At 64.4% G+C, this 26,695-nt stretch carries 24 protein-coding genes; 2 read left to right on the top strand and 22 right to left on the bottom strand.

The features are described from left to right. Positions 1-273: 273 nt before the first annotated feature. From ASE78_RS10115 to ASE78_RS10105, 4 genes are read right to left on the bottom strand one after another with little or no spacing between them, the layout of a single operon-like run. Complete coding sequence (locus tag ASE78_RS10115) at positions 274-3,156, bottom strand: type I restriction endonuclease subunit R (protein ID WP_056496370.1); 2,883 nt, start codon at positions 3,154-3,156, stop codon at positions 274-276. Next, positions 3,140-3,832 carry an abortive infection family protein gene (locus tag ASE78_RS18295; RefSeq protein ID WP_162236486.1) on the bottom strand — a complete coding sequence of 231 codons (693 nt, stop codon included), beginning with the start codon at positions 3,830-3,832 and terminating at the stop codon, positions 3,140-3,142. The genes ASE78_RS10115 and ASE78_RS18295 overlap by 17 nt, the downstream gene beginning before the upstream one ends. Positions 3,833-3,845: 13 nt before the next feature. Continuing rightward, positions 3,846-5,036 carry a restriction endonuclease subunit S gene (locus ASE78_RS18290; RefSeq protein ID WP_156351428.1) on the bottom strand — a complete coding sequence of 397 codons (1,191 nt, stop codon included), beginning with the start codon at positions 5,034-5,036 and terminating at the stop codon, positions 3,846-3,848. Beyond that, positions 5,033-6,619, bottom strand: coding sequence for a type I restriction-modification system subunit M (locus ASE78_RS10105; protein ID WP_056496364.1), 1,587 nt, complete (start codon positions 6,617-6,619; stop codon positions 5,033-5,035). Before ASE78_RS10105 ends, ASE78_RS18290 begins: the two co-directional genes overlap by 4 nt. 832 nt (positions 6,620-7,451) lie before the next feature. On the opposite strand from ASE78_RS10105, the gene ASE78_RS18690 reads away from it, so the two are divergent. Continuing rightward, positions 7,452-8,225: a helix-turn-helix domain-containing protein gene (locus ASE78_RS18690; RefSeq protein ID WP_156351422.1), complete on the top strand. Its 774-nt coding sequence runs from the start codon at positions 7,452-7,454 to the stop codon at positions 8,223-8,225. A gap of 218 nt (positions 8,226-8,443) precedes the next feature. Here the strand turns inward: ASE78_RS18690 and ASE78_RS10095 are convergent, their stop codons facing one another. From ASE78_RS10095 to ASE78_RS10025, 15 genes are all read right to left on the bottom strand, one after another. Further along, positions 8,444-9,718 carry a tyrosine-type recombinase/integrase gene (locus ASE78_RS10095; RefSeq protein WP_056496358.1) on the bottom strand — a complete coding sequence of 425 codons (1,275 nt, stop codon included), beginning with the start codon at positions 9,716-9,718 and terminating at the stop codon, positions 8,444-8,446. Between the two features lie 188 nt (positions 9,719-9,906). Continuing rightward, entirely contained in the window at positions 9,907-10,704 is a 798-nt protein-coding gene (locus ASE78_RS10090) for a DNA adenine methylase (protein WP_056496356.1), read from the bottom strand. A 357-nt stretch (positions 10,705-11,061) separates the two neighbouring features. Further along, positions 11,062-11,376 carry a hypothetical protein gene (locus ASE78_RS10085; protein WP_056496353.1) on the bottom strand — a complete coding sequence of 105 codons (315 nt, stop codon included), beginning with the start codon at positions 11,374-11,376 and terminating at the stop codon, positions 11,062-11,064. Further along, complete coding sequence (locus ASE78_RS10080) at positions 11,376-12,140, bottom strand: N-acetylmuramoyl-L-alanine amidase (RefSeq protein ID WP_235514992.1); 765 nt, start codon at positions 12,138-12,140, stop codon at positions 11,376-11,378. Before ASE78_RS10080 ends, ASE78_RS10085 begins: the two co-directional genes overlap by 1 nt. A gap of 44 nt (positions 12,141-12,184) precedes the next feature. After that, entirely contained in the window at positions 12,185-12,385 is a 201-nt protein-coding gene (locus ASE78_RS10075; protein ID WP_056496351.1) for a hypothetical protein, read from the bottom strand. Then, complete coding sequence (locus tag ASE78_RS10070) at positions 12,382-12,627, bottom strand: hypothetical protein (RefSeq protein ID WP_156351420.1); 246 nt, start codon at positions 12,625-12,627, stop codon at positions 12,382-12,384. Before ASE78_RS10070 ends, ASE78_RS10075 begins: the two co-directional genes overlap by 4 nt. A gap of 41 nt (positions 12,628-12,668) precedes the next feature. Next, the gene (locus ASE78_RS10065) at positions 12,669-13,646 is read right to left on the bottom strand and encodes a hypothetical protein (RefSeq protein ID WP_156351417.1); all 978 of its coding nucleotides are present in this window, start codon (positions 13,644-13,646) and stop codon (positions 12,669-12,671) included. A 10-nt stretch (positions 13,647-13,656) separates the two neighbouring features. Then, positions 13,657-17,724 carry a hypothetical protein gene (locus ASE78_RS10060; RefSeq protein WP_056496341.1) on the bottom strand — a complete coding sequence of 1,356 codons (4,068 nt, stop codon included), beginning with the start codon at positions 17,722-17,724 and terminating at the stop codon, positions 13,657-13,659. Between the two features lies 1 nt (position 17,725). After that, positions 17,726-18,298, bottom strand: coding sequence for a gp53-like domain-containing protein (locus ASE78_RS10055; protein ID WP_056496337.1), 573 nt, complete (start codon positions 18,296-18,298; stop codon positions 17,726-17,728). Between the two features lie 8 nt (positions 18,299-18,306). Further along, the gene (locus ASE78_RS10050) at positions 18,307-19,062 is read right to left on the bottom strand and encodes a YmfQ family protein (RefSeq protein WP_056496334.1); all 756 of its coding nucleotides are present in this window, start codon (positions 19,060-19,062) and stop codon (positions 18,307-18,309) included. Beyond that, the gene (locus tag ASE78_RS10045; protein ID WP_056496330.1) at positions 19,059-20,201 is read right to left on the bottom strand and encodes a baseplate J/gp47 family protein; all 1,143 of its coding nucleotides are present in this window, start codon (positions 20,199-20,201) and stop codon (positions 19,059-19,061) included. Before ASE78_RS10045 ends, ASE78_RS10050 begins: the two co-directional genes overlap by 4 nt. A gap of 1 nt (position 20,202) precedes the next feature. After that, positions 20,203-20,718, bottom strand: coding sequence for a phage GP46 family protein (locus ASE78_RS10040; RefSeq protein ID WP_056496327.1), 516 nt, complete (start codon positions 20,716-20,718; stop codon positions 20,203-20,205). A 2-nt stretch (positions 20,719-20,720) separates the two neighbouring features. Then, complete coding sequence (locus tag ASE78_RS10035; protein WP_056496324.1) at positions 20,721-21,311, bottom strand: phage baseplate assembly protein V; 591 nt, start codon at positions 21,309-21,311, stop codon at positions 20,721-20,723. Continuing rightward, the gene (locus ASE78_RS10030; protein WP_056496322.1) at positions 21,308-22,423 is read right to left on the bottom strand and encodes a phage baseplate assembly protein; all 1,116 of its coding nucleotides are present in this window, start codon (positions 22,421-22,423) and stop codon (positions 21,308-21,310) included. Before ASE78_RS10030 ends, ASE78_RS10035 begins: the two co-directional genes overlap by 4 nt. Next, complete coding sequence (locus ASE78_RS10025) at positions 22,420-23,742, bottom strand: DNA circularization protein (RefSeq protein WP_056496319.1); 1,323 nt, start codon at positions 23,740-23,742, stop codon at positions 22,420-22,422. The genes ASE78_RS10030 and ASE78_RS10025 overlap by 4 nt, the downstream gene beginning before the upstream one ends. 65 nt (positions 23,743-23,807) lie before the next feature. Here ASE78_RS10025 and ASE78_RS18685 point away from each other — a divergent pair, with 65 nt between their 5' ends. Next, positions 23,808-24,113 (top strand): hypothetical protein, encoded by a 306-nt coding sequence (locus tag ASE78_RS18685; protein ID WP_156351413.1) that lies wholly within the window; start codon positions 23,808-23,810, stop codon positions 24,111-24,113. Here ASE78_RS18685 and ASE78_RS10020 read toward each other — a convergent pair whose 3' ends face one another. From ASE78_RS10020 to ASE78_RS10010, 3 genes are all read right to left on the bottom strand, one after another. Beyond that, positions 24,114-25,883 carry a cell wall hydrolase gene (locus ASE78_RS10020; RefSeq protein ID WP_056496316.1) on the bottom strand — a complete coding sequence of 590 codons (1,770 nt, stop codon included), beginning with the start codon at positions 25,881-25,883 and terminating at the stop codon, positions 24,114-24,116. Positions 25,884-26,033: 150 nt separating this feature from the next. Continuing rightward, positions 26,034-26,321, bottom strand: coding sequence for a phage tail assembly protein (locus ASE78_RS10015; RefSeq protein ID WP_056496313.1), 288 nt, complete (start codon positions 26,319-26,321; stop codon positions 26,034-26,036). After that, positions 26,318-26,689 (bottom strand): phage tail tube protein, encoded by a 372-nt coding sequence (locus ASE78_RS10010; RefSeq protein WP_056496310.1) that lies wholly within the window; start codon positions 26,687-26,689, stop codon positions 26,318-26,320. Before ASE78_RS10010 ends, ASE78_RS10015 begins: the two co-directional genes overlap by 4 nt. Between the last annotated feature and the right edge of the window lie 6 nt (positions 26,690-26,695).

The following is a 26,695-nucleotide window of genomic DNA, read 5'->3' as shown; positions in this document are numbered from 1 at the left end:
TCGACGAAGGGGGTCCCTTTTGCACGCCGATAGGGGGTCCTTTTTGGACGCCGATTGACAGACTTCTTCGCTGATGAGTGACCCGACTTTGTCCGAAACCGTCTTTAGACGCGAGGCGAGACCATGAACCTCACCACCCTAACCGAGGGGCTATTTTTGTGAAAAAACGGACCTAAAAGAACCAAGCTAAGCGAATAGATCAGTGGTGTACTCAGCAAGAGTCGTGGGGTCCCGAACACTATCATGCTTGTTGCGCAAGCGTGGAATGTCCTCTCAAACCTCGCCCATGTCATCCTCGAACGTGCGAATGAAACCGATCAGGCGTTCGAGAATCCGATTTACGACTTTCCGCCGCTCTAAAATTCTCGGTTGGACGTTCAACGCCGCAACGACATCGTCCCGCATCGGATTCTGCCCACTGAAATTGAAGTGATCTATTAGCTTGTCGAACTTTGCCCGATCCAGCCCCTCTTCCACGCATATGGCGGCCAGAGTCGCTTCCTTCTCCTGATCCCAATATGCCTTGAACGCTTCACCGACATCATTGCCCGGTTCGAGCATCGGCATATTCTGTTGGATGAACTTTTCGATCAGGTCGCGTTTGCTGCGAAGCTGTGCATCGGACGCCACCATGTCCATGATATTGGAAAGGCGCTTCTCTGAAGCCTGGATTGGGCTGGTCCCGGCGCTTTCATCGGCTTTGATTTCGCGGAGAAGGTTAAGGATATACGCGACGTTGATGCGATCGGTTCGAACCAGTTCAATCTCGAAATCGACGTCGTTGACGATGGACGCCGTTCCTTCTTCGCGAGATTTACGCGTCGACTCATAGATATCAAGATACTTGCTCTTGAAATCGTCGAATGTCTGATTGTCGAGGTCGAGCTGCCCCCAATCGAACTCGGCGAAGACGCTGAGTATGTTGCGCAGCCGTGCCAACTCGCGGAAGGTGCGGACGAAGGCAAGCTTGGCATTTTCGTCTTGCAGCGTGTCGACGGCATCGACCGTCGGCGTCAGGGCGCGCAGCATCGCCGCCGCCTCATTGAACCGCGCGACGTAGCTATCATAGGGATCGATCAGGATCGTCTCGTTCGCGTCCTTGTCAGCGAACAAGGCGATCGCTTCGTCCGTGGCATTCTTCAGATTACGGAACGCGACAATATTCCCTTGCGACTTCACTTCATTGAGGACGCGATTTGTGCGGGAATAAGCCTGGATCAGGCCATGCTGCTTTAGGTTCTTGTCGACGTACAGCGTGTTGACCTTCTTTGCGTCGAAGCCCGTGAGGAACATCGCGACAACGAGCAGGATGTCCACCCGATCGGCATCCTTGGCGTTTTCCCGTTCGCGTTCCTTGATCCGTTTCGCGATGTCTTTGTAGTAGCTGTAAAAGCTCAGGCTGTCCTTCGTCGAGAAGGCGGTGCCGTACATCGCATTATAGTCGGCGATGAAGCGATCCAGCTTATCGCGACTATGGGCGTTGACCGACGCGTCGCGGGCGATGTCGAACTCCGGCTCGCTGATGAGACCGTTAGCGTCCCTGTCGTCCTCGTTGGTGCCGTAGGTGAAGATGGTCGCCACTTGCAGGTCGTGCAGACCGGCCGCCTTCTTGCGCGCGAAAGCTTCGTAATATTGGATCAGCGCATCGACACTCCCCACTGCCATGATCGCCGTGAAGTCGCGGTTATTTGTCTTCCGCCCGTGGTTGGCGATGATCCAATTCACCACGCTTTCGATCCGGTCCGGGTTCTCGAAAAACTCTCGCGTGTCTATCCCCGCGACCTTCTCGTCGATCAGGCTGCCATCCCGCCTGCGCAGCTTCCCCCAATATTCGACCGAGAAGCGCAACACGTTCTGGTCCCGGATCGCGTCGGTGATGACGTAGCGGTGCAAGCATTCGCCAAACAAATCTCTGGTCGTGCGCGCGATAGCCTCACTCTTGTTGGCATTGTCCTTGAAGATGGGCGTGCCGGTAAAGCCGAACATCTGGTAGTTTGTGAAGAAGCTGGTGATGCGCTTATGCGTATCACCGAACTGCGACCGATGGCATTCATCGAAGATGAATACGATCCGCTTGCCTTTCAACGGCTGCATCTGGTCGAGGAACTGCTGCTTGGAAATCGCGGCGTTCAGCTTCTGGATGGTCGTGACTATCAGCCTTGTCGGATCGGTGAACTGGCGGACCAGCTTGTGCGTGTTGTGCGTTCCATCGACGCTGCCGTCGCTGTAGGCGTTGAATTCTCGCGTCGTCTGGTAATCGAGGTCGGCGCGGTCCACCACGAACACGACCTTATCTACCTCCGGCATTTCAGTGAGGATTTGCGATGCCTTGAAGCTGGTTAGCGTCTTCCCCGATCCGGTGGTATGCCAGATATAGCCGCCGTGAACGCTGTTTTTCACCCGGTCCACCATCGCCTCGACGGCATAGAACTGGTAGGGCCGCAGTACCATCAACTGCCGGTCGCCCTCGTGCAGCACTGTGTATTTCGCGATCATCTTCGACACATGGCATTTGTCGAGGAAGGCGTCGGCGAAATTCGCCAGCAGGTTGATCGCGACGTTGTTCACATCACTCCAGGTGAACGTCTGTTTGAAGCTCTGCTTGCGGTTGTTGGCGTAATACCGGGTATCAACCCCGTTCGAGATCACGAAAAGCTGCACGTACTGGAATAGCCCACGCCCGGCCGTGTAACTGTGCCGATGATAGCGATTGACCTGATTAAACGCTTCCTTGATCTCCAGCCCGCGCCGCTTCAATTCGATTTGGATCAAGGGCAAACCATTGATCAGCAGGGTTACGTCGTAGCGGTTCTGGTATAATCCCTCCTGCGCGATCTGGCTGGCGACCTGATAGCGATTGTGGCACCATTCGCGAGTGTTCATAAATTCGATATATAACCGCGTGCCGTCCTCGCGGGTTAAGTCGTAGCGGTCGCGCAGCGTTTTCGCCCGCTCGAACACGTTGCCTCGGTCGAGGTGGTTTAGCACCCGCGCAAATTCTGCGTCGGTCAGCGTGACGGCGTTATGCGCTTCCAGTTCGGCTTTGAGGTTGGCAAGCAAAGCCGCCTCGTCCGCGATCACGACACGCGACCATCCACGCGCGACTAGACGGTCGATCAGATCGTTTTCTAGCTGGGCTTCAGTCTGCGTCGCCATTGCCATTCCCTTCGACGTGAGGGCCGGTATCGCATTCTGCGTTCAATGCATCCTGCTCATCCGCATATTCCTTCAATTGAATGACGTAATCCTCCGGATACTGATCGTATAACGCGCGACTATATATAAGCTTGCCGGGAAGCTCGGTATTTGCATCAAGGTACGCGTTGAATGCCTCGTTGTTATCGTAGGGCGGAAAGAATGGTCGTTCAGGCTGCAACGCAAAGAAGCTGCCAAGCATGTAGCGGGTGATGGCTTCTGTCAGGTTCAGCACAAGCCGGGCAAGGCTGCGGTCACTCTGCAATTCCTTTGGCACTGCGCGACCGTGGCTTATATCACCACGCTGGTTGCGCAATTCGCCGATGATCTGAACCAAGCTTTCCGCTCGGCGGGGAAAGTCGATTTCGATCACGTCATCACCAGCAGCAAGGCATTTAAGCGCCGCGCGCACCTGCGACTGCACGGAACCGTCCAAAAATGCCTTCGCATCTTCCGGCGGATTGAGTCGATTGACGATTGTCTTCGATATTCCCTGAAATAGAGCGGTGCAACACTCTATAGTAATATCGGGATGCGCGATCTCGTTCGCTTCAGCCTCATCGATATGCTTTATATAATAGCGGAATTCGCTGTTCTCATCGCTGTGGCGTTCAATCAGTTCGCGAAGTGTCCGCACCCCGTTCAATCCCTCAAACAAACATTTGCTGTAGAAGGGCCTTTTTAAATACCTGCATCTGCTTAATCTGAGCTGAAATCGCAGTGATCTTGCTATCGAGTCCGCCGAGGAAGGCCGCAATCTTGCGCTGCTCGTCGAGATCAGTGGGAACGTAAAATTTCAAACAAGCGAGATGGCTGCCATACACGTGAACTACTGAATTGCCTTGCGCCAAACGTGCGATAGAACGCCTAAGCGGCCCTCGCAGGAGATACGCCAAGAACACACCATCCAGACTCGATCGAATGATATTTATGTCACCACCTAGCGCAACACCGGACAATGTAACGCAGGACGCAGATGCCATGTCGAGAGGCGCCTCTCCTGATGCAGGCAGTATCACATCGTCTTTCTTGCTTAACAGCAAGGTATTACATGGCGCATTCGTTTTGGAAATTACCCGATCAATGCGCTCGGAATAGGCAGTGTACAACTCGCCATATCGAATGCATGGCACGTCTCCATCCGTCGCAATATCATCTTTCGATATTCCTCTGCCCTTTGCAAAGGTAGCAATGTCGCCAAAGCGTACTTCTCGCCAATTTGGGTATCGGGCGCCGTCATCGCGGGTAAAACGAAGGGATTGGCAAAATAGGCGCTCAACCACGCCCACCTTGTATCGCGTCAGAGCATCTTGTCGCCGACGCAGCAGCTTAAGTCGCTCATCTATCGTGCTAAGGAAATCGGCAACTTTGCGTTGTTCGCCTACTGTGGGAAGCGCCATCGGCACCCGACCAAAATCTCGTGCATATAGCCTTAGCCGGTCGTTGGTCAGACCATAGGAATAAGCCCAAAGCAAATACACGGACCGCTTCCGTTTAAACCAATGGTCGAAGAATGCAGGAACCGTATCCGACTTTGGTTGAAGCACGACATAGGCGGGACTGACCATACAGTCCTCGGGTGCGCGACCCACGGCGCCCTGCCACATCCGCATCATGTTATAGACGTGATCATCCTTGAAGACCCTGAGATTGGCCTCATCCGACGCGCTGCTCGCGAACTCCCGTTCCAGCGAGTCACGGCGCACCATTCCTTGGTCCATCGTGACCGAGTAAAGCGGCAGACCTCCCGTCGCGCGCTGGCGACGGCTCCTGAACGCATCATCTCCATGCCTGGGCTGCCAAGCATCTTTGAATTGCGGGAAGCGCAAGATTGGCGTCACAGCGGAGCCTCGATGCCCAGTTCCTTGCAGAAATAGGCGATCTGCTGGTCCACGTCGGCCATGCCTTCATTGATCGTCTTTAGCTCCGCCAGTACAGTGGTGAGATCGATCTGCGCCTCCTCCTCGAACGTATCGACGTAACGTGGGATATTCAGGTTCCAGTCGTTTTCCTCGATTTCAGCCATCGTCGCGACATGACTATAGCGATCGATTGCCGTTCGATCGCGATATGTGGTGATAATTCTTTCCACGTCACCATCGCGTAGGATGTTCTGGTTCTTTGCCTTTTCAAAATTGCCTGGACCGCTGGCATCAATGAACAGGATATCCTCCGGATTCTCACGGCACTTCTTGAACACCATGATGCAGGTCGGAATCGCAGTCCCGTAGAAGATGTTGGCAGGCAGGCCGATGACGGTATCCAACCAGTTACGTTCCGCGATAAGGATTTTGCGGATTGCACCCTCGCTGCCGCCCCGGAACAATGCGCCATGCGGCAAAATGACAGCCATCGTGCCGTTATCCGCCAGATGATGCAACATGTGCAGGACGAAAGCGTAGTCTGCCTTTGACGCGGGCGGCAACCTGCCGAACGTGCTGAACCGGTCGTCGGTGGTGAAGCCAGGGTCCGCGCTCCAGTCGGCCGAAAACGGCGGATTGGCGACAACAGCTTCGAACTGCCGACCCTCATGCTGGGGGCGCACAAGGGTGTCTTCCTGTTTCAGGTCGAACTGCCGGTAATGTACGCCGTGCAGGATCATGTTCATTCGCGCGAGATTGTACGTAGTACGGTTTAGCTCCTGCCCGAAAAATCCCTTAGCAATGTTCCGGATGTCCACCTCTCGCGCCACACGCAGCAGCAGCGAGCCAGATCCGCACGTCGGGTCGTACACGCTTTCTAGCCGTGTCTTGCCGTTGGTGACGATGCGGGCGAGGATGGTCGATACCTGTTGCGGGGTGTAGAACTCTCCCGCCTTTTTGCCCGCGCCACTGGCGAATTGGGCAATGAGGTATTCATAGGCATCGCCCAGCACGTCGCTTTCGGCGTTGTTAAGCTGGAAATCGACCCTATTCTTGTCGCTCAGTCGCCCCATAACTTTGGCAACGAGGTCGTTGCGGTCGGCGACGGTGCGGCCCAGCTTCGTCGAGCCGAGGTCCATATCCTCGAAAAGGTGGTCGAAGTCCTCTTCGCTCTCCGTCCCCATCGTGGATTTCTGGATGTTGGTGAGGATGCGGCTCAGGTCGTCGAGGATGAAGTTGTTGCCCTTCTGCGCGCCCTTCGCCGCCACCGCTTCGAACAGTTCGGACGGACGCAGGAAAAAGCCCAATTCCTCTACGGCTTCGGCCCGGATGGCATCAAGGTACTCCTCACCCCCGTCGGTGCCTTCACTGATATCGCCGTAGGTTATGCCGTCTGCCGCCAAAATTTCATTAGCGTACATCTGCATCCGCTCAGACAGATAGCGGAAAAAGATAAAGCCTAGGATGTAATCGCGGAATTCGTCGGCATCCATTTTGCCGCGCAGGTCGTTAGCGATCTTCCACAACGCGTCGCGCAGCAGGCGCTTTTGCTCCTCCGTCATACGCGTACATCACCCATCAAACCATAGAACAAAACCGGAACGCACGTAACGAAACTTTTGCGGAAATGCATCCGAAAAGGTGCCCCTCACTCACGATCAGCGGCCCCAAACTGGGGCAACAACGTACCTGTGGCGCTCTACTTGCTTCCGTTTTGAAAGTCACCTGTCAGCCGGCCCGCCGTCCGCCCATTGGAAGGCGATACGGCAAGGCACCTGTCGGCCACCCGCAGGAAGCCGCCTATGAAAGAAGCAGCGACGCAGGCCTGTAGAAGGAGAAGCGGTATTCTCACGCAATCGCATGCGCGTAAGCGCTTTTCATCGGCTCCTGCCCCATCAGCGCCGAAACCAGCATAAACAGCGTGGGGTTAACGGTCGTCAAAGATAGGTTGCTGGATACAAGAGGCGGCTCACCAGCAGCTCTATCGCGCTTGGATTGCCTGCCCAAAGCGCCCCACGCCCAACCCAAACGGCGACCAAAGCGAACGGCCTTCCGCAAGGCAACGTCCCGCGAAGCTTCGTTATGTATCATAAAGAAGGTGGTGCCGCTTACAGGACTCGAACCTGTGACCCCCGCATTACGAACGAAACGCCTAGCCCGGTTTCCGGCGCTTTTGCGGTCTGATCGTACCATGCGCGGGAGGCTATAGCCCGCAGAAATCCGTCGCAAATTCCGGCTCACACCGGAGCTGCACCGGACCCTCCTAGGCCATCAAAACCATCGGAAATCTCACGCTTCGGGGCGTGAAATTTCGTCACACGGATAGCGCACGTCGGACCTCAATTCCGGCGGCGCTTTCGTGCGCCCATCGACTTCCGACCGGGAAGCGACACGATGCCGACCTCCTCGACCCACCTGCCCGCCCCCACCGCATTTGGTGGCATCGCTGCGCGTGTATCTTCCGCCCTTCAGCCCAAGTCGCGATCAGGCTCACCGAACCCGACCGGCCAACCCGTGCGCCGCAACAGCAAAGAGGCAGGCACGTTCGAAGATCAATTCTGGATCGCACCCGACAAAGGCGACACCGACCGTCAGATCGCAGCGCTTAGAAATTCCGTCGCCGAAGCTAAAAAACTGAAGCGTAGGGAGCGCGCGGGGGAAAGCCTTACTCGTAGCGAACGGCGGCTCGCGCGCGTCACGCCAGCGGTGGTGGCGGTTTTCGAGGAGATCGCAGATCTGTCGCGGATCAACGCAGGCCGAGTATTTTGTGGTTACGCCCATCTTGCGAAGATCACGCAGCTCGTCGACAGCACGATCGCGAAGGCCCTCACCGTGCTAGAGGACCTCGGCATGATAAATCGGCAGCGGCGGTTCACCAAGGTAGCACGTGGCGGGCCGAAGGGGCAGTACCGACAGACATCGAACGCCTACCGCACGTTTCTTCCCAAGGTCATCGCCAGCTTTCTGCCCCGCTGGATGAAGCAGAAGCCGATATCCTCCGATCTTGCCCACCATCATGCCGAGCAGGCGGCCGAGACAGAGCGAATGCTGAAATCTGCGACCTGCGTCGAACAGATGACGTATCGCGCGCCGGAATCGTCCGACCTCCGAGGCGAGCTGATGCGCCTCGCGGCTACCGTTGACCGGTGCGACTTCGAAAATACGTGAGAACCGCTCTCCAATTCTCATTGATCTGAGAGATTTAGAAAGCGTCGCTCCCGCGACACGTAGCCATAGGCCACCGCACCCAGCCCATCTGACCCGCCATGTGCTAGTCCCCGATGCCGCACCCGCCCGGCCATCGCAGCGTCGCGCACTGAAGCGCCGTCAGCGCAGATTGGCTCGGCGACGGGGACGAGCACAATCCGTGCCGAAAACTCGCCCCGTCACCCCCGGGGCACCGCCATCGCATCGGGCATGAGCAGGTCGGCCCACACCTGCATCAGCCGCCGGCGCGGCCCATATTGGAGCGACCGATTATAGGCTCGCTCCACTTTGATATTGACCTCTGCCTCCTGCTTGCGCGGAGCGTGGCCCAGGGCGCGATCGATCGTCACTCGCTCGGCGGGGAATTTTTCATTCAAGACGGTCGAGAAGGTCGCCCGCCACCCGTGCGGCACATGGCGGCCGGCGAAGCCGGCGCGACGATACAACGCGCCGATCGCGCTCTCGGCGATCGGCGCGCCGTGGTCGCCCCGGCCGAACACCATCACGACGTCGCTTCCCGGCAGCGCGCGGACCGCGCGCAGGACTTCCACCGCCTGGCGCGACAGCGGCACGATATGGTCGTTGCGCGGGTCGGCCTTCTTCGCCTTGGCCAGCTTCATCCGCGCCGCCGGCACCCGCCACACCGGCGCGGCCGGGCCGATCGCCTCGCCGGTCCAGTCGATGCCCTCGACCTCGTCCCAGCGCATGCCGCGCAGCGTCCCCTGCCGCACGCTGGTCAGCGCAAGGAATCGCGACGCCAGATCGACGATCGCCGGGCCGCCGGCGGCGGCCGATGCCGCCAGCAGCTCGCGCGCGTCGTCGAGCGTCACCAGCGCAAGCTGCTCGCCGCCGATCGGCGCGGCCGCAAGCGCGATGCGGACCTGCGCCGCCGGGTCGGACGTGCCCCAGTCATTGGCGATGCCGAAGGCGAAGACCTTACTGATCCGCTGCCGGACGCGCCGGGCCGTCTCGATCGCGCCGCGACCCTTGCTTGCACCGCGCGCCTCGATCGCGCGCAGCAGGTCGCGAATGTCGGCGACGCCGATGTCGTCCAGGTCGAGTGCGCCGATCGCCGGGAATACGTCTCGCTCAAGGCTGCGGATCACGTCGGCCGCGTGGACCTCGGTCCACCGGTCGCGGTAAAGGGCGTGCCACTGGCGGGCAACGCCGGCGAAGCTGCGATCGATCGCGGCATGCGCTGCGCGCTCCTCGCGCGGGTCGCGCCCGGCGCGCAGCGCCTCCCGGGCGAAGTCGGCCGCCGAGCGCGCGGCGATCAGATCCATGTCGGGATACTGGCCAAGCGTCAGCAGCAGCTCGCGGCCGTCGAGGCGGAAGCGCCAGCGCCACGACCGGAGGTTCGATGGCGCGACGAACAGGTGCAGGCCCTGACCGTCCGATAGCTTGTAGGCGCGGTCCTTCACCCGCGCGGATCGCACCGCGGCGTTCGTCAGCATCAGCAGCAGCTCCTGTTTAAGTTTTGCGACCGGAAATGAGGGGCCGATCGGCCCGAAACCGTCCGCGAAAGCACGAATTGGGATTTGCGCGGCGGAGGTTCGCTCCGCCGCGCATCGTGGAAACACGCGGAAAACCGCCGGTTTGCGACCTTGCGCAGACCGGCGATACCCGCACGATACCCGCAGTTTCAGCGCGGTCGGCTGCGGATCACCAGCTCGGTCACATGCTGTCCCTCACCCCGGGCGTGCCCGCCGATCGTCCAGGTCGTCGGCACTTCCTCGATCACGAAGTCGGCGAAGGTCTGCCGAATGAAATCGGTCGCGTTGATCGACATGATGAATTGCCCGGCGATGCCGGAGAGCTGCGCCGCCAGCTCGACATACCGCTCGCGGCCGAAGGGCAGGCCATAGCCCGTCGTCTCGTCATACGGCGGGTCGAGATAGAACAGCGCGCTCGGCGAATCGTACCGGCGGATCAGCTCGGCGAAATCAAGCTGCTCGATCGTCACGCGCCCGAGGCGCTTGCTAAGCAGCCGCAACTCGGCGCGCAGCCGGCCATGGTCGAAGCGCGACGACTGGTCGCGCCGGACACCGAAGGTCCGCCCGTCGACCTTCCCGCCGAAGGTGAGCTTCTGGAGATAGAGGAAGCGGACGGCGCGTTCGATGTCGGTCAGCGCCGACGGGTCGAGCGCCTTCTGTCGGTAGAATTCCTCCCGGCCGGCGGGGAGGAAGGCCATCTCGGCGACGAAAGGCTCGTAGTGCCGGCGGACGATGCGAAACAGATTGGCGACGTCGCCGGCGGCGTCATTGATAACCTCGATCGGAGCCGGCGTCGGGCGACGGAGGAATATTCCTCCCATGCCCACGAAAGGCTCGATGTACGCGCGGTGGGGGACGATCTCGATCAGCGCGCAGAGGCGCTTCGCCAGATTGCGCTTGCCGCCCATGTACGGTGCGGGCGGAATAGCGGCGGTGGGGGTACGCATCAGGAATATTCCTCGTCGAGAGGAGCGATCGGCTACGCACGCTCGATGAGCCGGCGGGGTGCGCCGGATAGGGTCGCGACCCTCCGAACCGCCGGCCGGGGGCCGCAGGTTAGGACGATCGCGATCGAATGCTGAGGGTGGCTCCGGGGAATACGCTGGCGGTGCCTAGCACGACCACCTGGTACCGGGTGGTTAGCCGCGCAGAACTGGCGACTGCGCCCCGCATATTCCCCGGAGGGTCTTCTATTTTGCAGGCCACCCGGCGAACCGGTTGGCCAGTTACCGCGCGCGCGGACTGATCTTCGCGGCTAAGCTACGACCAGTGCGGCGGTCGATGCCAGATCAGCCCGCGCCAGTCTATCGCGCCGATGCCTTTTCGATCACCGCGACGGTCCGGTCCGCTTGGCGGAGCGCCGCCGCCCGAGTAGCGACGTCGACAGCGACGCGGCCGATGCGCAGCAGCTCCTCGGCCGCGACGATCGCGCGCTCGATCCGCGCCGCCCGGTCCGGGTCAAGCGCCGGCAGGATCTCGGTGCGGATCGTTTGGAGACGATCGAGCTGCTGCTGCACGACATCGATCGCGGCGCCGGCGGTCGCGAGGCGGACGCCGGCGGTGCAGCCGGTGGTCGCCAGCGCCATGGCGATCGCGACGGGGGCGAAGGGCCGCACCATCACAGGCCCTTGTACTCGCCGGCGGCATCGAAGCTCGGGCACCCCTTGATCCATTCGCCCGGCTCGATCCGGCCATTGCCGTTCGTATCGGGCGAATAGTCGCGGTGCCCCTTGATCGTCGCCTTCGGCCACCGCGCCTTCAGCGCGGTCAGCAGCGCGACCAGCGCCGCCTTTTGCTCCGGCGTCCGCGTGTCCTTGATGGTCTTCCCGTCGGCTGCGCAGCCGCCGACATAGCAGATCCCGACCGTCCGCGCGTTGTAGCCCGCGACATGCGCGCCCGGCTGGGCCAGCGGCCGGCCGATCTCGATCGTGCCATCGAGTCCGATCACGAAATGATAGCCGATGTCGGCCCACTTCTTGGCGACGTGCCACGCGCGAATATCGGCGGCGGTGAAGGTCTGCCCTTCGCGGGTAGCCGAGCAATGGATCACGATGCCATTGATCGCGCGGGCGATCGGCGCGCGCGCCGCCGTCAGCCATGCCGGCACCGGTGCCGGCGCTGCCGAAGGCAGGACCAGGCGCGCAGTCACCGCCGACTGCGGCATGGCGCGCGCCGCGATCACGGCGGCGAAAAGGATCGCGGTGATCCACGTCGACACATGGGCCGGGATCAGCGCGCGCAGCTCGGGCGGCATCGTCTGCCAGCCCGCCTGCAGGGCGACCGGATCGATCGCGAGGATGGCGGAGAGCAGGGCGCCGATCGCGGCGAGCTGCACGGACCACGCGCGCGTCAGCACCCGTGCCCGTTCGAGCAACGTCTTCATGTCGGAGTGTCCTTTCGGGAGGGCGGCGTCCGGCCGCCGGCGGTCTATGCCCGGGTGACGATCGCGCGAGGAGGCGTGCCGATCAGCGCCGGGTCGAGGTGGTAGAGCGGCGTCGAGGCGAGCAGCGCCGCGGCGGCGGCGATGTCCGGCCGGCGGGGGCGCAGCGTCGAGAGCAGGCGGCCGAGCGGCGGCACGGCCGAGATCGCCGAGCCAGCAAGAATCAGGGCGGCGGGATCGGGTATCATCGAGCGACGCCCTTCGTCATCTGCGCCAACGTCTCGATCCGGGCGAGCCGCTCGGCATTCTGCGCCGCCAGCATCCGGGCGGCCTCGCGATCGGCCTCGCGCCGCTCACGCTCGGCACGGGTGTCGGCTTCGAGCTGGACGACGCGCCGTGCGGTGTCCTCCACCAGCGCTTCGATCTTGGCATCCGATCGAATGACGCCGGCGACGACCGCGGCCGGCCCGACCATCGTGCAGGCGAGCATGATCGCCTCCTTCCATCCGAAGGTGGGTCGCGCGTCGGCGCTCACAGGACGGTACGGCCGAGCAGCGCCTGACGAGCCTTGGTGCGCGCATAGGCGGCTGCGATCTCGGCCGGGCTGGCAGATCGGTCGGGGCTGTACGCCACTTCCATCAATTCGATGGGCTGGTCAAAGGCGGCCGACTTGTACCACGCATTGCCAAAGGCATAGCGCCGCCCGGCGAGCGTCTTGGTCGTCGCGGTGCTGGCGAGCGCCGATCCGCCAAGGAAAAGCTGCCGCGTGGTGCCATCGTAGGTCGCCATGCCGAAGATGCAGGTGCCATCGGCGATCGCGGAGGTCCCGCCGACCACGAGATTGCCGCTTCCGCTCGTGCCGCGCATGTTATTCTGAAAGACGCGCGAGGCGCTGGTGTAGGTAAAGCTTCCGCCCTCGGTCGACGCTTCGGTCGCCGATCCGCCATAGATGCCACCGGCATAGGCCCAGCGCGCCACGAACATCATGCTACTGACGTTGCCGTCGTCGAATGGCGTCAGCAGGCCGTTCACGCCGCCCGCGCGGAGCGCCAGCGAGGTCGCGCCATAGGTCGGCCTGCCGTCGAGCACGGCCGTGCCGGCAGCGCCTGCCCCGGCCCCGCCCGACAGTGTCACGGCCGGGGCCGCGACATAGCCAGCGCCGGGGTTGGTGACGAAAAACCCCGTCACCGCGCCATTCGCGATGATCGCGATGGCCGTCGCCTGCACCCCCCCTGCTGGCGGGGCCGACAGTGCCACGGCCGGCGCGCTGGTATAGCCCGATCCGCCCGCGCCGAGCGCGATGGCACGCACGCCGCCGGCATCGGCGCGCGGGGTCAGCAACTGCCCGCCCTTCAGGTCGACCAGTCCGGTCGCGTCGCCGGTATTGAAAAGCCAATGCGCGGCGAAGAGCGGATCGGCGAGATACGGCCGGACGGTCGGAGTATACGGGATTTTGGGCAAGGTCGCGTCGACGCTATCGACGGCGATCATGAGGGCGGTACGTGCCATCGACATTCTCCTAGTTGGTGGTGGTGAAGCGCTGGATGCTGGACAGGTCCCAGATCGCGCCGGCCGTCGGGGTCGCCCCGCCGGCATAGTCGGGATAGAGCTTGGTCCGCCCGCTGGTCAGGCGGACGAAGGTCCGACCACCGGGGGCGTATCGGGTGATCTCACCCCCAAGGTCGCGCCATGAGAACGCGACGCCGATCGCACCCGACATCTTGATGTGCGTCGATGTGCCCTGCGTCTGACTGAAGGTGCCCCCACCATCGACCGTACCCGACGCGCTGATGTCGACGGGCGTCCAGCCAGGCGCGAGATAGGCTTTCGAGGCGAGCGCGTCCGATCCGACCATCTGGAAGACGACGCCCATGCCGAAGTACGCGCGCCGCAACGCCAGCCCGCCGCCCCATACCGCCCGCTGGTCGACCTGATACCCGTCGGCCGACCAGCGATGACGCTTCGTGATCCGGGCGACGACAGTCGCGCTCAGCGTGGTGCGGGTGAAGCTGTCATTGGCCGTCGTGCCCGACCAGTCGTAGCAGATCGTCCGGTGGAAGAATTCGAGCGATTGCCCACGGCGCGGCATCGACAGGTCGTAGGGCGTGCCATCGAGCAAGGCGAAGGGCGTGAAGCCGGCGTCCTCTTTCTCGCCACCATGCTCCTTGCCACCGACCAAGCCGCCGCTGTCGCTGGAGACGCTTTTGTTGACCCAGATCGCGGTGTCCGTCTCCGCGTCGTTGCCGAGGCGACGGATGTCGGCGAAGGCATATTCCCCGGTCCGCAGGCATTCCCACTGCTCGCCCAAGCGCCACACGTCCGCGTCGATCAGCGGGTCGGTGCTGGTGAAGCGGTAGAAATTCTGGCGGATGTAGCGAGCCGATCCGTCGCGCGTGCCCTTGTAGAACACGTCCACGGCTGTCGCACCGGCCGGCACCACCACGATTTCGGTCGGGCTGTAGGCGACTACGCCGGCCGCGACCGGCGGGAAGCGCTCGCCAGTGTCGAGATAGACGCCCTCGATCACGGCAAGGCTTGGCGTGGCAACGACGGTCGGCTGCACAAGCCGTCCGTTGTGAATGACTGTCTGGACAGGCAATCGTGGATCGACCGGCGTCCATGCCTCGCCAGTGTCGAGATAGATTCCGCCCGCTGCGACCAAGCCGAGCGGGTATGTGTCGAGCAAGCCGGGCGGGCGGAAGTGCGCGACCGTCGGCTGCATCGCGCGACCGCCAATCGTGATCGACGGCAGCACCGCATATGCCTCAAGCTTTGCGCGGTCCGTACCGGTCATCATCGACCGGTCGCCACCGTCCGTCACGCGAGTCGCGGGGACGGGCGCGATCAGTGCGGCATCGGCCTGCGCCTGTGCTGCGCGAGCCAGCGCCTTGGCCGCATCGATCTCGTCCGCGAGCGCTCCTACGCTGGCTGGCTCGACCGACCGGTCGCCCACGCCGATTGGAACACCGGCGGTGCTGATGTCCTGCACCGCAAGCTGACAGGCCGGTGCGACATGCCACAGATGCTGACCGTCACGGATGTCTGCCGTGCTGTCGCGCAGGCACCCGCTGCTAGATTGCCAGTGCATATTGGGCGCGCCGATATAATCCATGCCGTGACGGACGATCGGCGACGCGCCAAGCGCGCGGCCAAGCGTGATCTCGACCACGTCGCCGCTCTTGGCGATGTCGACCGCGACGATCGGCACGACGCCGCCGGCATCACGGATGACGAAGCCTTTGTCGGTCAGCTTGCCGAAGGTCATTTCGTCGAAGACCATCGGCAACGCCGGTACGCGGAAGGTCAGGCGCAGCGTTGTGCCGCTGGCGATGGCCGATACCGGCCACAGGCAATCGGGCACGCACCGGTCGATGACGAGATTGCCCATCGCGCGACCGATGTACGCACCCATGCGGCGGTGCGAGATATTGGTCAGGTGCTGGCGTCCGCCGACCGGCTCGAAGCTGAACTCGGGCGCGAGATAGTGGACCAGCGGGGAGGCGACGACCGCCTCGTATTGCGCCTGCTGGATGCGATTCAGATTGGCGCGGGTGCCCTCGTAATAGGGGCTGGCGATCTGTGTCACGAGGAAGTGGATCGGTGTCGCCGGCGCGGCGCGGCCGGGCATCGCGGCAATGATCGCGGCGCGCGCGTCCGCATTGATGTCAGCGACCAGCTTCAGGAAGGCGACCCGGTAATAGTCCGTCGAATTCCCGGCGCGGGCGTCGTCACCGCCCTGATTCCAGTAGACGATCGGAGGCGTGTAGCCTTTGCCCGCCGCATGGGCGAGCGCTGCGCCGCCGGCGATGCCGTCGATGATCGACTGATACCACGGCGACCCCTTGGACAGCTGCGCGATCGAATACCCGGCGTGACCCGCCGACGACGCGAAGACGGTGATCGACTTCGGGTCGATGCCCTGCCGCGCGGTGGCGATTTCCACGAAGGTCGAGCCGGCGGCGGTGCAGGCGGTTTCGCCGTTCATCGACGACCCGTCCGCGCCGGGCGCTGCTTCGGTGGTGTCCTGCTCGACCAGTGGCTTGGTCGTCGACATGCCGGGGCCGGTCACATACGCGCCGTACGCATTGCCCGCCTTGCCGGTGTGGACACCGCCGCCGAAGGTGAGATTGGCATAGGGCTGCACCACCGAAATGGCCGGCTTAGCCTCGTAAGAGGTGGAATTGGACTGACCGTAGAGGATCAGCGCGACCCACGATGCGGTCGACAGCATCGGCACGCGGACATCGGCCGACAGCGCGACGCGCGGACTGCCACCGCGCGGCGCATTGGCGAGATCGTCGCGCAGCGCGGCGAAGGCGTCGGCCGTGACCGCCTGTTCGGCATACTGGATATTGATCCGCGCGTAGATCAGCACGTCGGTCCGTGCTTCGCCCAGCACGGCGGTTGGCCCAATCGGAGCCTGCGCACCGAGGAAGCATCCAAGGCCGTCCGCCAACGTGTCGCCCTGAACGGTGAACAAGCCATTCGTGGTGGCGCGCAGACACGCGATGTCGCCGGGCTGGACGGCAAACGGCGCTGCAAGAGGCAGCGACCGCACGACCGATCCGCCGAGCGTCGCGACCGACGACAGGCCGATGCGAGTCCACACGCCATCGATCTTGCGGAAGGCCGCGATTTCGATCGTGCCAGCGGCGAGGTCGAGGACGTCGACCGACGCGATGCGACCAGCGACGGCGACCGGATCTATGAAGAAAATTTGTCCCGGCTGCACCGGATCGCCGGGTAGGAGCGCGGCGGCGGGCGGGCGGCCGATGATCGCGGTACGCCGGGCGAAAAGCTTATCCGTGCGTGCCTCGATGGCCTCGACGCTGTCGGCGGTCACTGTCTGCTCCCGATATGTCAGATTGAAGCGCAGCTGAATCAGGATGTTGGTGCTGGCGTTGCCAAGGATCGCCTCTTCGCCCAGCGTCACTGCCGGCCCGAGGAAGTACCCTGCCCCGTCCGCGCGCGTATCGAGCAACGTGTACAGGCCATCCGCTGTCGCCCGGACCTCAAGTACATCGCCAGGGAGGACGGCAAGCGGGGCAGCGAGCGGGATACGACGCTCGACGCCGCCGCCCTGCGACTGGACGGTCGTATGGGCAACGCGCGCGACGGCATTGCCATTGCCACGACAGACCGCGATTTCGATCGTGCCGGCGGCGCGATCGAAGATGTCGATCGAAGTCAGCTTGCCGACGCTCGTGACCCGGTCGAGGTAGAAGCACTGGCCGGGCTGGATCGGCTGACCGGTGGTGAGCGGCACGCCGGCCGGGCGGCCGATCACGCCGGCGACGTCGACCGACAGCGCGTCGGTCGCGGCAAGCGCGGCTTGCGCAGCCTGCCCGACTTCCGCGACCAAATTCTCAGCTTCGGCGGCCGCATCCGCCGAGCGATCGGCCGCAGCGACCGCCGCCTCGACGGCGGGCGTGACTTCCCGCTCGATGGTCGAATGAGCCAGGTCCTCGGCGAACGCCATGAGTGTCTGCGCCGGCAGCGCGACCTGCTGCCCGTCTTGCCACCCGGCCATGACTTCGCTGCCGTCCAGAGGACGCGCCGGAAACGGATAATCGGGAATCCTGCTCATATTACCTCCCGGTCGCGCGCCAGCGGAACCCGCCCTGCACGCCGCTGCTGTTCTGATCGGACTGAAGGAAGATCGTCGCACCGGTCTGGCTGACCGCGACTTCCTGCACATTATGGGCACCGCTGGTGCTGGAGCCCGTGTTGAGCACCGTGCCGCTGACGCCGAAGCATTCGACCGGGAACGGGATCGGAAAGACGATCTGACGCGATCCTTCACCGTTCACCGACCCGGGCACGTATCCCCACTGCTCGATGTAGCCGTCGGGCGAGATGCGGTAGCCGGTCGGCCCGAGCTGCGACGTCGCGTCCTCGGCCGAGGTCATCTCGGTAATGATCGCGACGATCGCCTTGCGGAGCTGCGCGCGATCGGCCTTGTCGAGCGGCAGGCCGGCATGCTCGATCACGTTGCAGATCTCTTCCTGCACGCCGTTTGCCCAGTCGACGTCGAGCGTCGTCGGCGCGCGACCGGTGGCGGGATCGCCCTGCTGGAAGTAGCCAGGCGCGCTGTTGCCGGTACCGACCGGCGCAGGCGCCGGCAGGTCGGCCGATCGCGTCGGCCCATCGATTCTCTGCATGGTGTGTCCTAGTCGAGGAAGATCAGCGTGGTCTCGGCGGGCTTCACCGCCTCGAATTCGCATTGGAGGACCGCCGGGCTGAGCGCGCCGGTGGTCTCGACGATCGTCACGCCCCACACGAACGTCCACGCATCCGACGCGATCGGATTGCCGACCGTACTCAGCCCCGCGCGGAACGGCGCATAGTTGGTGATCGTGATCGTGAAGCCGAGCGCCGCGGCGAAGTCGATGAAGCGCTGGCGGGACTGTCCGCCGGCACCGAAGAACCGGCCTCGCACCTGGTCGAGTCGCTGCTGAAGATCTGGATGTTCCCCCGCGCAGCGATCGGGCAGGCCGAGCGTCGCCTCCCATTCGGGAAGCATGGGCGTCACCGATCCGGGCAACGCGGTGTCGAGGAGCGCGCCGGCGACGCCGTCCGATCGCACGAACGTCTCGGCAAAGGCGCGGAAGACGGAGGCTTGGACGCTGTCGCCCGCCGGCCAGACGCGACCGGTCGGCAAGAGTGCTTGGGCCGCACCGGCATAGTCTTGGCCGCTGTAGCGCGGTCGTGGCTGGAGCACCGGCACCGGCAGGCGGGTGGCTGCCGCCCGGGGGATCGGCACCGGCAGTGCCCGGGCGGGGATACCCGGTGCGATGATCTCGGGTTGCGGCGATGGGGCGGCCGGCGTCGGCGTCGGATCAGGGATTGGCGCGGGCGGCGTCTCAGGATCGGTGGGGTAATATTCCCCGTCGTATCCAGGCTCGATCTGGTAATACTGGCTCATGCCGCGAAGGTGATCCCGGCGAGTGTCGGCAGCGTGCCGGCGTTCGAGGTAATGTTGCCGACACCACCGTCCGACACCGTGCCGGCCGACGCCGCGATCGCGGTCAGGACGAAGCCTGCGGTACCGGCCACCGACGCGATCGCGCTCTCGATCGAAGAAACATTGGTCACGCCCCCGGGCACCGCCGCCGTGCGCAGCGCGAGCTGCACCGCGTCGGCGATTGCGGTCTTCGTCTCCGCCGGCAGCGACGCGATACCACGCACGGTCAGCGTCAGATTGTTCGGCTTGGGCGCGACGGCATAGACCAGCGCCGTGACCGACTGCTTGGGGAAGATCGCGTTGGCGACGATGAGCTGATCGCCGGTCGCCGCGGTGTCGCGCGATTCATAGCTGGCGCAGCCATCGGTCCCCTGCGGAAAGCCACCGGCGTCCGCGCGCGCGGTATCCATCATGAACATCAGCACAATCGTACCCGGTCCCATCGCCGACGGCTTGATCCAGCAGCGGGTGACACCGGGCACGGTCAGCGCCCAGGCGGGATAGTCGGTGATCGATCCACCCTGCGGCGGGGAAGCATAGGCGGCGAGCATGCGGCTGCGCAGATCGCCATCTTCCTCGATGTCCGCGCCGCCGCCGATCAGCGTCGAGACGGTGCCGTTGACCGACACACCGCTGATCCCGGCCGCGAGCATCATCGCCGCACCGCCGGCGGCATTGCCGCCGGTCCCCGGCTCGACGCTCTCGATCGGCACGACGACCGCGCCGTCCGCCGCGATGGCGTTCGCGGTCGCCACGTACTGCACGCCGTCGATCCGATTGACGATCGTGCCGGCCGGTACTTGGCTGCCGTTCGTCGCGGGGAAGCGCGCGGCCCCCTTCGCATTCGTCGCCGGGCGGCGCGTGACGCCGCGCAACGCCGCCCAGCCCTCCAGATACTCCCCGGTCGCGGTGAACGGCACCGAATTGAGCGCGATCCAGTCGAGATAGCCGTAATGCCCGCTGGCAAGCGCGGCGAGGACCTCACCGGTGATCCCGAGGTTCGAATAGCGCAGCAGCGCGTCGACACCGGGCAGCGAGGCGTTGATGTCGGTTGCGACCTGACGCCGCAGCTCGGTCAGGGTCGGGCGAGGAAACGGCATGTCAGATGCTCTCCCAAAGGCGGCTGAAGCGCAGCTCGGCGCGACGGCCGTCCGATCGCCGGAACACGACGCGGGCACCCAGCATCGTCGGGGTGGTGAATTCGACCTCGACGTCGATCGCGCTCAGCACGCGGTCCTCGATCAGCCACGCCAGTGCCTGCTCGATGTCGTCCTTCACCAGCGCGGGAAGCTGCGGCGTGACGCGCGATCGCGCGCGCAGCCACAGTTTCGATCCGATCGGTCCTGCCCACCACCCGCGCGGATCGCCCGACCGGTCGGTGATCACGTCGTCGTCGGCCGCGACGGCATCGCTGAACAGGCTGATCAGCACCGCTGTCTGAAGATCGTTGCCTTCGACCAGCCCGGTACCGGCGTCGAACGCGGCGCTCACCACCCGGCCATTCTGGTCGACGATGCTGGCGCCGGTCTCGTCGGTCCAGATGATCTGGCTGGCCCGATCGATCGTCCAGTCGCCGGTACCGGTCGCGGTATCCCACCGCGTCGCAATGTCCGCCATCGCTACACCGCCTTGTCCGTCAGACCCGATACGCCGGTGCCGGTGGTCACGCCACCATGCTTGTGGGCGGCATAGGCATCGCGCAGCTTGCCCACCTCGACAGCGGTTCCGTCGGTGCGGACCGTGGCATCGCCCTTTGCGGTGATAGCCCCGGTGCATTCGATGATCGGCGCATCGAGGACGATGCGGTCGGTCGCCTGCAGGGTGACGGTCGGCGCATTCTTCACGATCGCCGGCAGCCCGGCGCAGTCGATGACCAGGCCATCCTCGGTCAGCAGAACCTTTGCACCGCGCACGTCGTACATGCCGGCGTCGCCCGGCTTCAGCCCCTTGGGTCGCGACGGGCGATGGCTGGTGCCGATCGCGATCGACTTGCCCCGGTCGCCATTCCGGCGCGCGAGCAGGACTTCGCTGTCGGCCGGCGGCACGCTGGCGAAGCCGAAGCGGCCGATCATCGGCACGGCGTCGGTCACGCGATCGGCGAACCCGGTGCCGGTGGCACCTTCCGTCACCTGCAGGCGCTGCAATTCGCCATCGTCGTCGACGAGCGTCACCCGCCCGAACCCGAAGAGATTGGCCAGCTCGCGGATCATGGGGCAGGCTCCACTGCGTCGATGTCGGCGGTGCTGATCGGATTGAGCGTGATCGGCTCGGGCACGAACGCCTCGCGCGGCATCAACCGAAGCTCGGCGGTCGTGCCGCTCTCGCTGGACCGACGGAACGTCACCTCGGCGACGACCAGGTCGCTGGCGGGCAGACGCGCCGGCAGCTCGACCGGCACGATCGTGTTGGGCATCCACAGATCGCCAGCGGCATCGCGCCAGCTATCGATGGTCGCGCTGACGATCGTCGACCGCCCTGCCCGCCGCGCGATCTCCCATTGCGCCTTGCGGATAGTGAACCCCTGCGGATCGTCCGCCACCGATTCGAGCACCATGTACATCAGCCGGTGGCGCGCGACGTTGGGATCGCGCTCGGTATGGTAGAAGTCGTTGCCGCCGAGATCCTGCAGGACGTTCATGCTCGATGCGCAGCAGACGATCTCCGAGAAGCGCTGGTCGGTAGCATTGTCGACCGACCAGCGCTCGACGTTCTGGCCATAGACGATCCCGCTGGCAGCGCGCGTCGCTCCGACGGTCGTCAGCAGCAGGTGCCCCTGTGCATTCTCATAGGCCAGCAGGCCGGCATTGCGCGCGACGCGCTGGATGATCTCGGCGCCGGTTTCGCCGTAATTCAAATTCCACTGCGGGACCTTGTCGCCGGCAGCGGCTCCCTCGCCCAGCTCGACGCCGATCGAATAGGGCAACGCCAGCGTCGAGGCGATCGTCAGCGCATCCGCCTGCGTCAACTGGCCCTGCGGCCACTCGGCCGAGCAATCGACCAGATCCTGCGTCAACCCACGGCCGAGGACGTTGATGACATGGGTGTTCGGCGTGCCGCCGGGCACATCGCGGTCGATGTAGCCGGTGATGACCTTGTCGCGGCCGAGGAGCACCGTGCAGATCTCGCCGGCGCGCACGATGCTGGAGATCGGCTCCTTGGACGACAGCGCGATATGGAAGGAATTGGGGAAGCCTTCGGCGCGCAGCGTCACCTCGATCTCCTGCCATCCGGTGATCTCGGTGCCGCCGACGATCAGGGTCAGGTCATCCTGATCCCGATCGCGCCCTGCCCCGTTGACGACGATGTCCGGGCCGTCGGTCATGCTGCCAGTGCCTCGAACGCGACCGGCATGAACAGCGGGTGCGGGATTGAGGTCTGCCCGACGAGCTGGTCCGCGCGGGTGGGATCGCGGTAGTAGCGTTGTGCAAGGCGCAACGCCGGCAGCGGCACACCCGGCGCGAACGTCGTGATCTGCGCCAGCGTCGCGCCACGGCGGCGCAGGTCGGCCACGACGGCGGCACGCGCCCCGCGAAGGGCGGCGAAGCTTTCGTCGTCACCGGCGTCGGCCGCCTCGTCGGCGACGCTGCCGATCGCACCGCCGATCAGGGCGATCATCGCCGCAGCATCGTTGCTGCTCGACGGCTGATATTCGCCGGCAGCACGCACCAGCGCGGCGGCGATCGCCCGGCGCACCATCGCGGTGACGGCACCACCAAGGGCGAGCTGAGCCGATCCCGACAGCGGCACGAAGGCGGCGAGCGAGGCCAGCAACCGGATCGCGTCGGCGGGATCGGCACAGGCGTCGACCAGCGTGTCGACGAGCGCGATCACCGCCGGCGCGATGCCGGTGGCATAGGCGAGGTTCGCGCCGGCGACCGCCGCCGCCAGCGCCGCCGCCCGCGCACCGAGCGCCACCCGCGCGCGCGACGCGATCGCGACTAGGTCGGACAGATCCGCACCGCTGCCGATCGTCGTCACCCGCTGACCGCCAAGGCCGGTGTTGCCGCCGCCGGCGAAGCGGCCATAAGCGCCCGGCTGTTGTGCCGCGAGCCGCTGGAGCGCGGTCGCATCGCGCCCGGCGGCGACCACCTGCGAACTCCACAGCGCGGCGGTGTTCGACAGGTCGCGCCGGCGGCCGCCGAGGGAGGAGAGCAACGCGATCGCGCGGATCGCATCAACCGCCAGGGCGACCTTGCAGAGGTTCGCGGCGGAGAACAGTCCGGCGCTGGACGACAGCAGCGACGGATAGGTCTTCTTCCCCGCCTCGACGAACTCGATCTCGACGCTCGACATCCGACCGGCGCCGAGATCTTCGCCGAGACTGAATCGCACGACGCTGACGTTCAGCACGCCGAGGGTCGGGTGGGTCAGCACCCCGGGGCCGCGCTTCTCCAGCGCCGCCAGCAGCAGCACGCGCTGAAGCTGGACCGGGCCGCCGACGAAGACCACGTCGCCGTCGACGATGAAGCCCCGGAAACGGAACTGGCGAGGCGCGCGGCCCATGTCCTCGGCCCACGGCTGATCGCGGCCAGGATATTGATGGAGCGCGATGCGACGTCCGCCCGAGGTGTCGTTCTGGAGCACTGCGAACGGTGCGCCACGGAACGACGCGGGGAGCAGCTTGCCGGCGAAAAGGGCCATGATAGTCTCCTCGCTCGGAAAACCGAGTCGCTCTCAGAGCGTTACGCGGCGGAAGGGATGCGCGAATGCTGACGATCGTCGCGGGACTGCTGCTGGCTACGGGCGCGCAAGGGCATCGTTATGCCGGCGAAACCTGGACTTGCCGGTTCCCGAAGACAGGGGTCGTTGTCATTGATACCCGCGAACCCGGTACAACCGTGACCATTCGCGGGAAGAGGCGGGCAGCTATTGGCGGATCGTACTTCTACTACCCTCGTGATCGCCCGGATGAGATGCTGCTGTTCGGCCCCGATATGGCATTCTGGGACTATGAATACGGCAACATCAGCGAGCGCGCGACTAGCTGCACGAAGCGTCGCAACCCACGATGATTACTCGAAGGCGTGACTGACTGCTGGTCGAGCACCACGGCCAGCTTCCACGCGAGCACGAGTCCCTGCGGGAGCCCCACGCATCTCGATCTGCACCTTCACCGGTATCTCCGGCGTCCGTGTATCATCGATACGAAAAGCGCCAGGACGCGCGCCTTGTAAACCAGCGGCGGTACCATGGCGATGAATCGATCGACCGCTACCGTAAACCGGACCGCTCAACTTATCGATCCACTCTCGGTTACGCCGATCCGAATAGTATGGGTTGGCATAATTGAGGTGATCGCCGACGCTCGACGGTGCGCCCTTCTCTCGCCATTGGAGCCAGCGATCGACCATCGTCGAAACGCGGCGCGATACCTTCGACATGGGTATCTCCGACACCGATCGGCGGCCGTGCTTCCACGCTACCGGCCCATTGACGTCGGAGAATTGCTTGCGGGCATCGACGACGTCGCGCACCGTGCTACCCCATCGACCGGATGCCACGCGGTTCAGGATGGTATCGACGACACCCATGAGTTGCTTGCTATCCTTCCCGGTCGTCTCGGTCGCGACAGTCTTCTTCAGGTCAACGATGTCCTGCGGTGATAGAGCCAGCACGCCGTTACGGAGGGGGGATCGCCGTCCAGTCCGTCCCGAAGGCGCATGGGTTTCGCCCATTGGCAGCATGGCCCGGGCTGCGCGATCGATCGTATCCGCCGCCCTGCCCAGCTTGTCGGTCGCGGGCTTGAAGGTCCGCTCGACCGTTTCACCGAACGACGACGCGCCATCGAGCATCGCTTGGCCGCCCTGGATGACGGCGTCGTAGCCTTTCTCCATGGTACCGGCCGCGAGAGCGCCAGCGTTACCGAGGACCCGGTCCTTCATCTGCCCGACGATCACGCCCTTGCGCGCGATCCGCTCGCCGGTCGCGATCTGATCCTCGGTGAGCACGTTCGCGTGCTTGCCGGCATCGGCCATGTCTGCCGACAGGGCCGCCCCGCCCTGCGTGAACGCGGCGAGCGCCTCGATCGGGATGCCCAAGGCGCGAGCGGCAGTGCGCTGGCCGCTGCTGTTCTGGCGCTTTAGCGCATCGGCGAGCTGCGGCAGCATCGCCTCGACGTTGACCGTACCATCCTTGTTCGTCTGCATGCCGACGCCAAGGCGACCTAGCACCGACAGCGCACCGGTGTTCCGGCCATATTTCGCGTCGTTCAAGGTCTGCGACAGGCTGGCGAGCGTTCCGTTGGCGACACCCTTGTCGACGCCGGCGCGCTCGGCCGCAGCGGTAAACTCCTGCAATGCCTTCGTACCGACGCCGATGATCGCCGCCGTCCGGCCGATCGAGGCTGCGCCCTTCGCCCAGGTATTGGCGACCGTCAGCGCGGCATAGGCAGCCGAAGCGAGCAGCCCGATCGTAGCGCCCGCTGCCACACCGACCGCACCGAGCACACTGCTCAGGACGCCGCCTGATGCGGCTGCTTCACCAAGGCCGGTCCCGGCCGCCGATGCCGCCGCCCCGACTCCGCCCAGACGCGAGGAGATGCCGCTGGTAATCGAGCGACCGCCGAACACCCGCGCACCGGCCTGCTCGACGTCGCGGAAGGTGCGGATGATGCTGCGCGAGTGGCGGCGCAGCGTCCGGTCGCCGTCCTCGGCGAACCGACGATTGGCGGCGCCGGCGCGCTTCGGGATCTGGCTGAGCCGACGCTCTGCCGACTTGGCGGCCGCTGCGGTCCGGTCGCTGCCGGTGATCGCGATGCCATAAGAGGCTGCGGGCTGGCTCATCGCTTGCTCACTCCTCGTCGACGTCGGTGCCGATCCCGGCTACCGCGCACCACAGCATCAGCTTCGACCATGGACGGGTCGCGATCTCATCGGGCATCTTGCCGTAGCGCATGCCGAGCGCATCGAGGCGCTCGTGCCAGTCGTCGGGTCTCAGTCCAAAAAACGGGCGATGTACCTTGCGCCGGCGACGAGATCGCGCGCGCCGATCATCCGCACGGCGGGCAGCGGGACACCCGACACGACCGCGACCGCCTTCTGGTCGCAGACGACGCCGCTCAAGCCGTCCCACTGCTCCCATTCGGCAGCGGTCGGCTCGCGCAGCACGAGCTGGGTGTAGGTTTCGGTGCCGAGCATGACCGGCTTGCGCAGGACGATGATCAACTCGTCGGGGATCTCGGCCGCGGTGCCGGGTGCGGTATTGGGGGTGTCCAAGGTCATGCCTCCTTCACGTCGGGGCCGTCGAACTCGATCTCGAAGGTGCCATCTTCGGTGTTCACGGTGATCGGCTCGTCGCCGACCCGCACCATGTTGCGGCCGATGATCGTCTTGCCGTTGGCGAGGCTCAGCACGACGGTCGCGTCGACGGCGTCGCTCAGCTCGGAGACCGAGATCGCGCCGCTGTCGCGACCCTTCCAACTGATTTTGCCCGGGCGGGGCATCTCGCTGTAGCCGTGGTAGCCGTCCTGCCCGACCAGCGGGGTGCGCGAGTTGCCGCTCGGGCGATAGCTGCCCTCGCCGGAGATCGAATGGGCGCGGCCGTTGATGGTGACGGAGGCGACGCCGGCGAGGCGATTGGGATCTGCCATGCTGCT

It is taken from the genome of Sphingomonas sp. Leaf25, assembly GCF_001421635.1.
Classification (GTDB): Bacteria; Pseudomonadota; Alphaproteobacteria; order Sphingomonadales; family Sphingomonadaceae; genus Sphingomonas.
The sequence above is the reverse complement of the archived record's forward strand: the minus strand, read 5'-3'. Positions and strand labels throughout refer to the sequence as shown.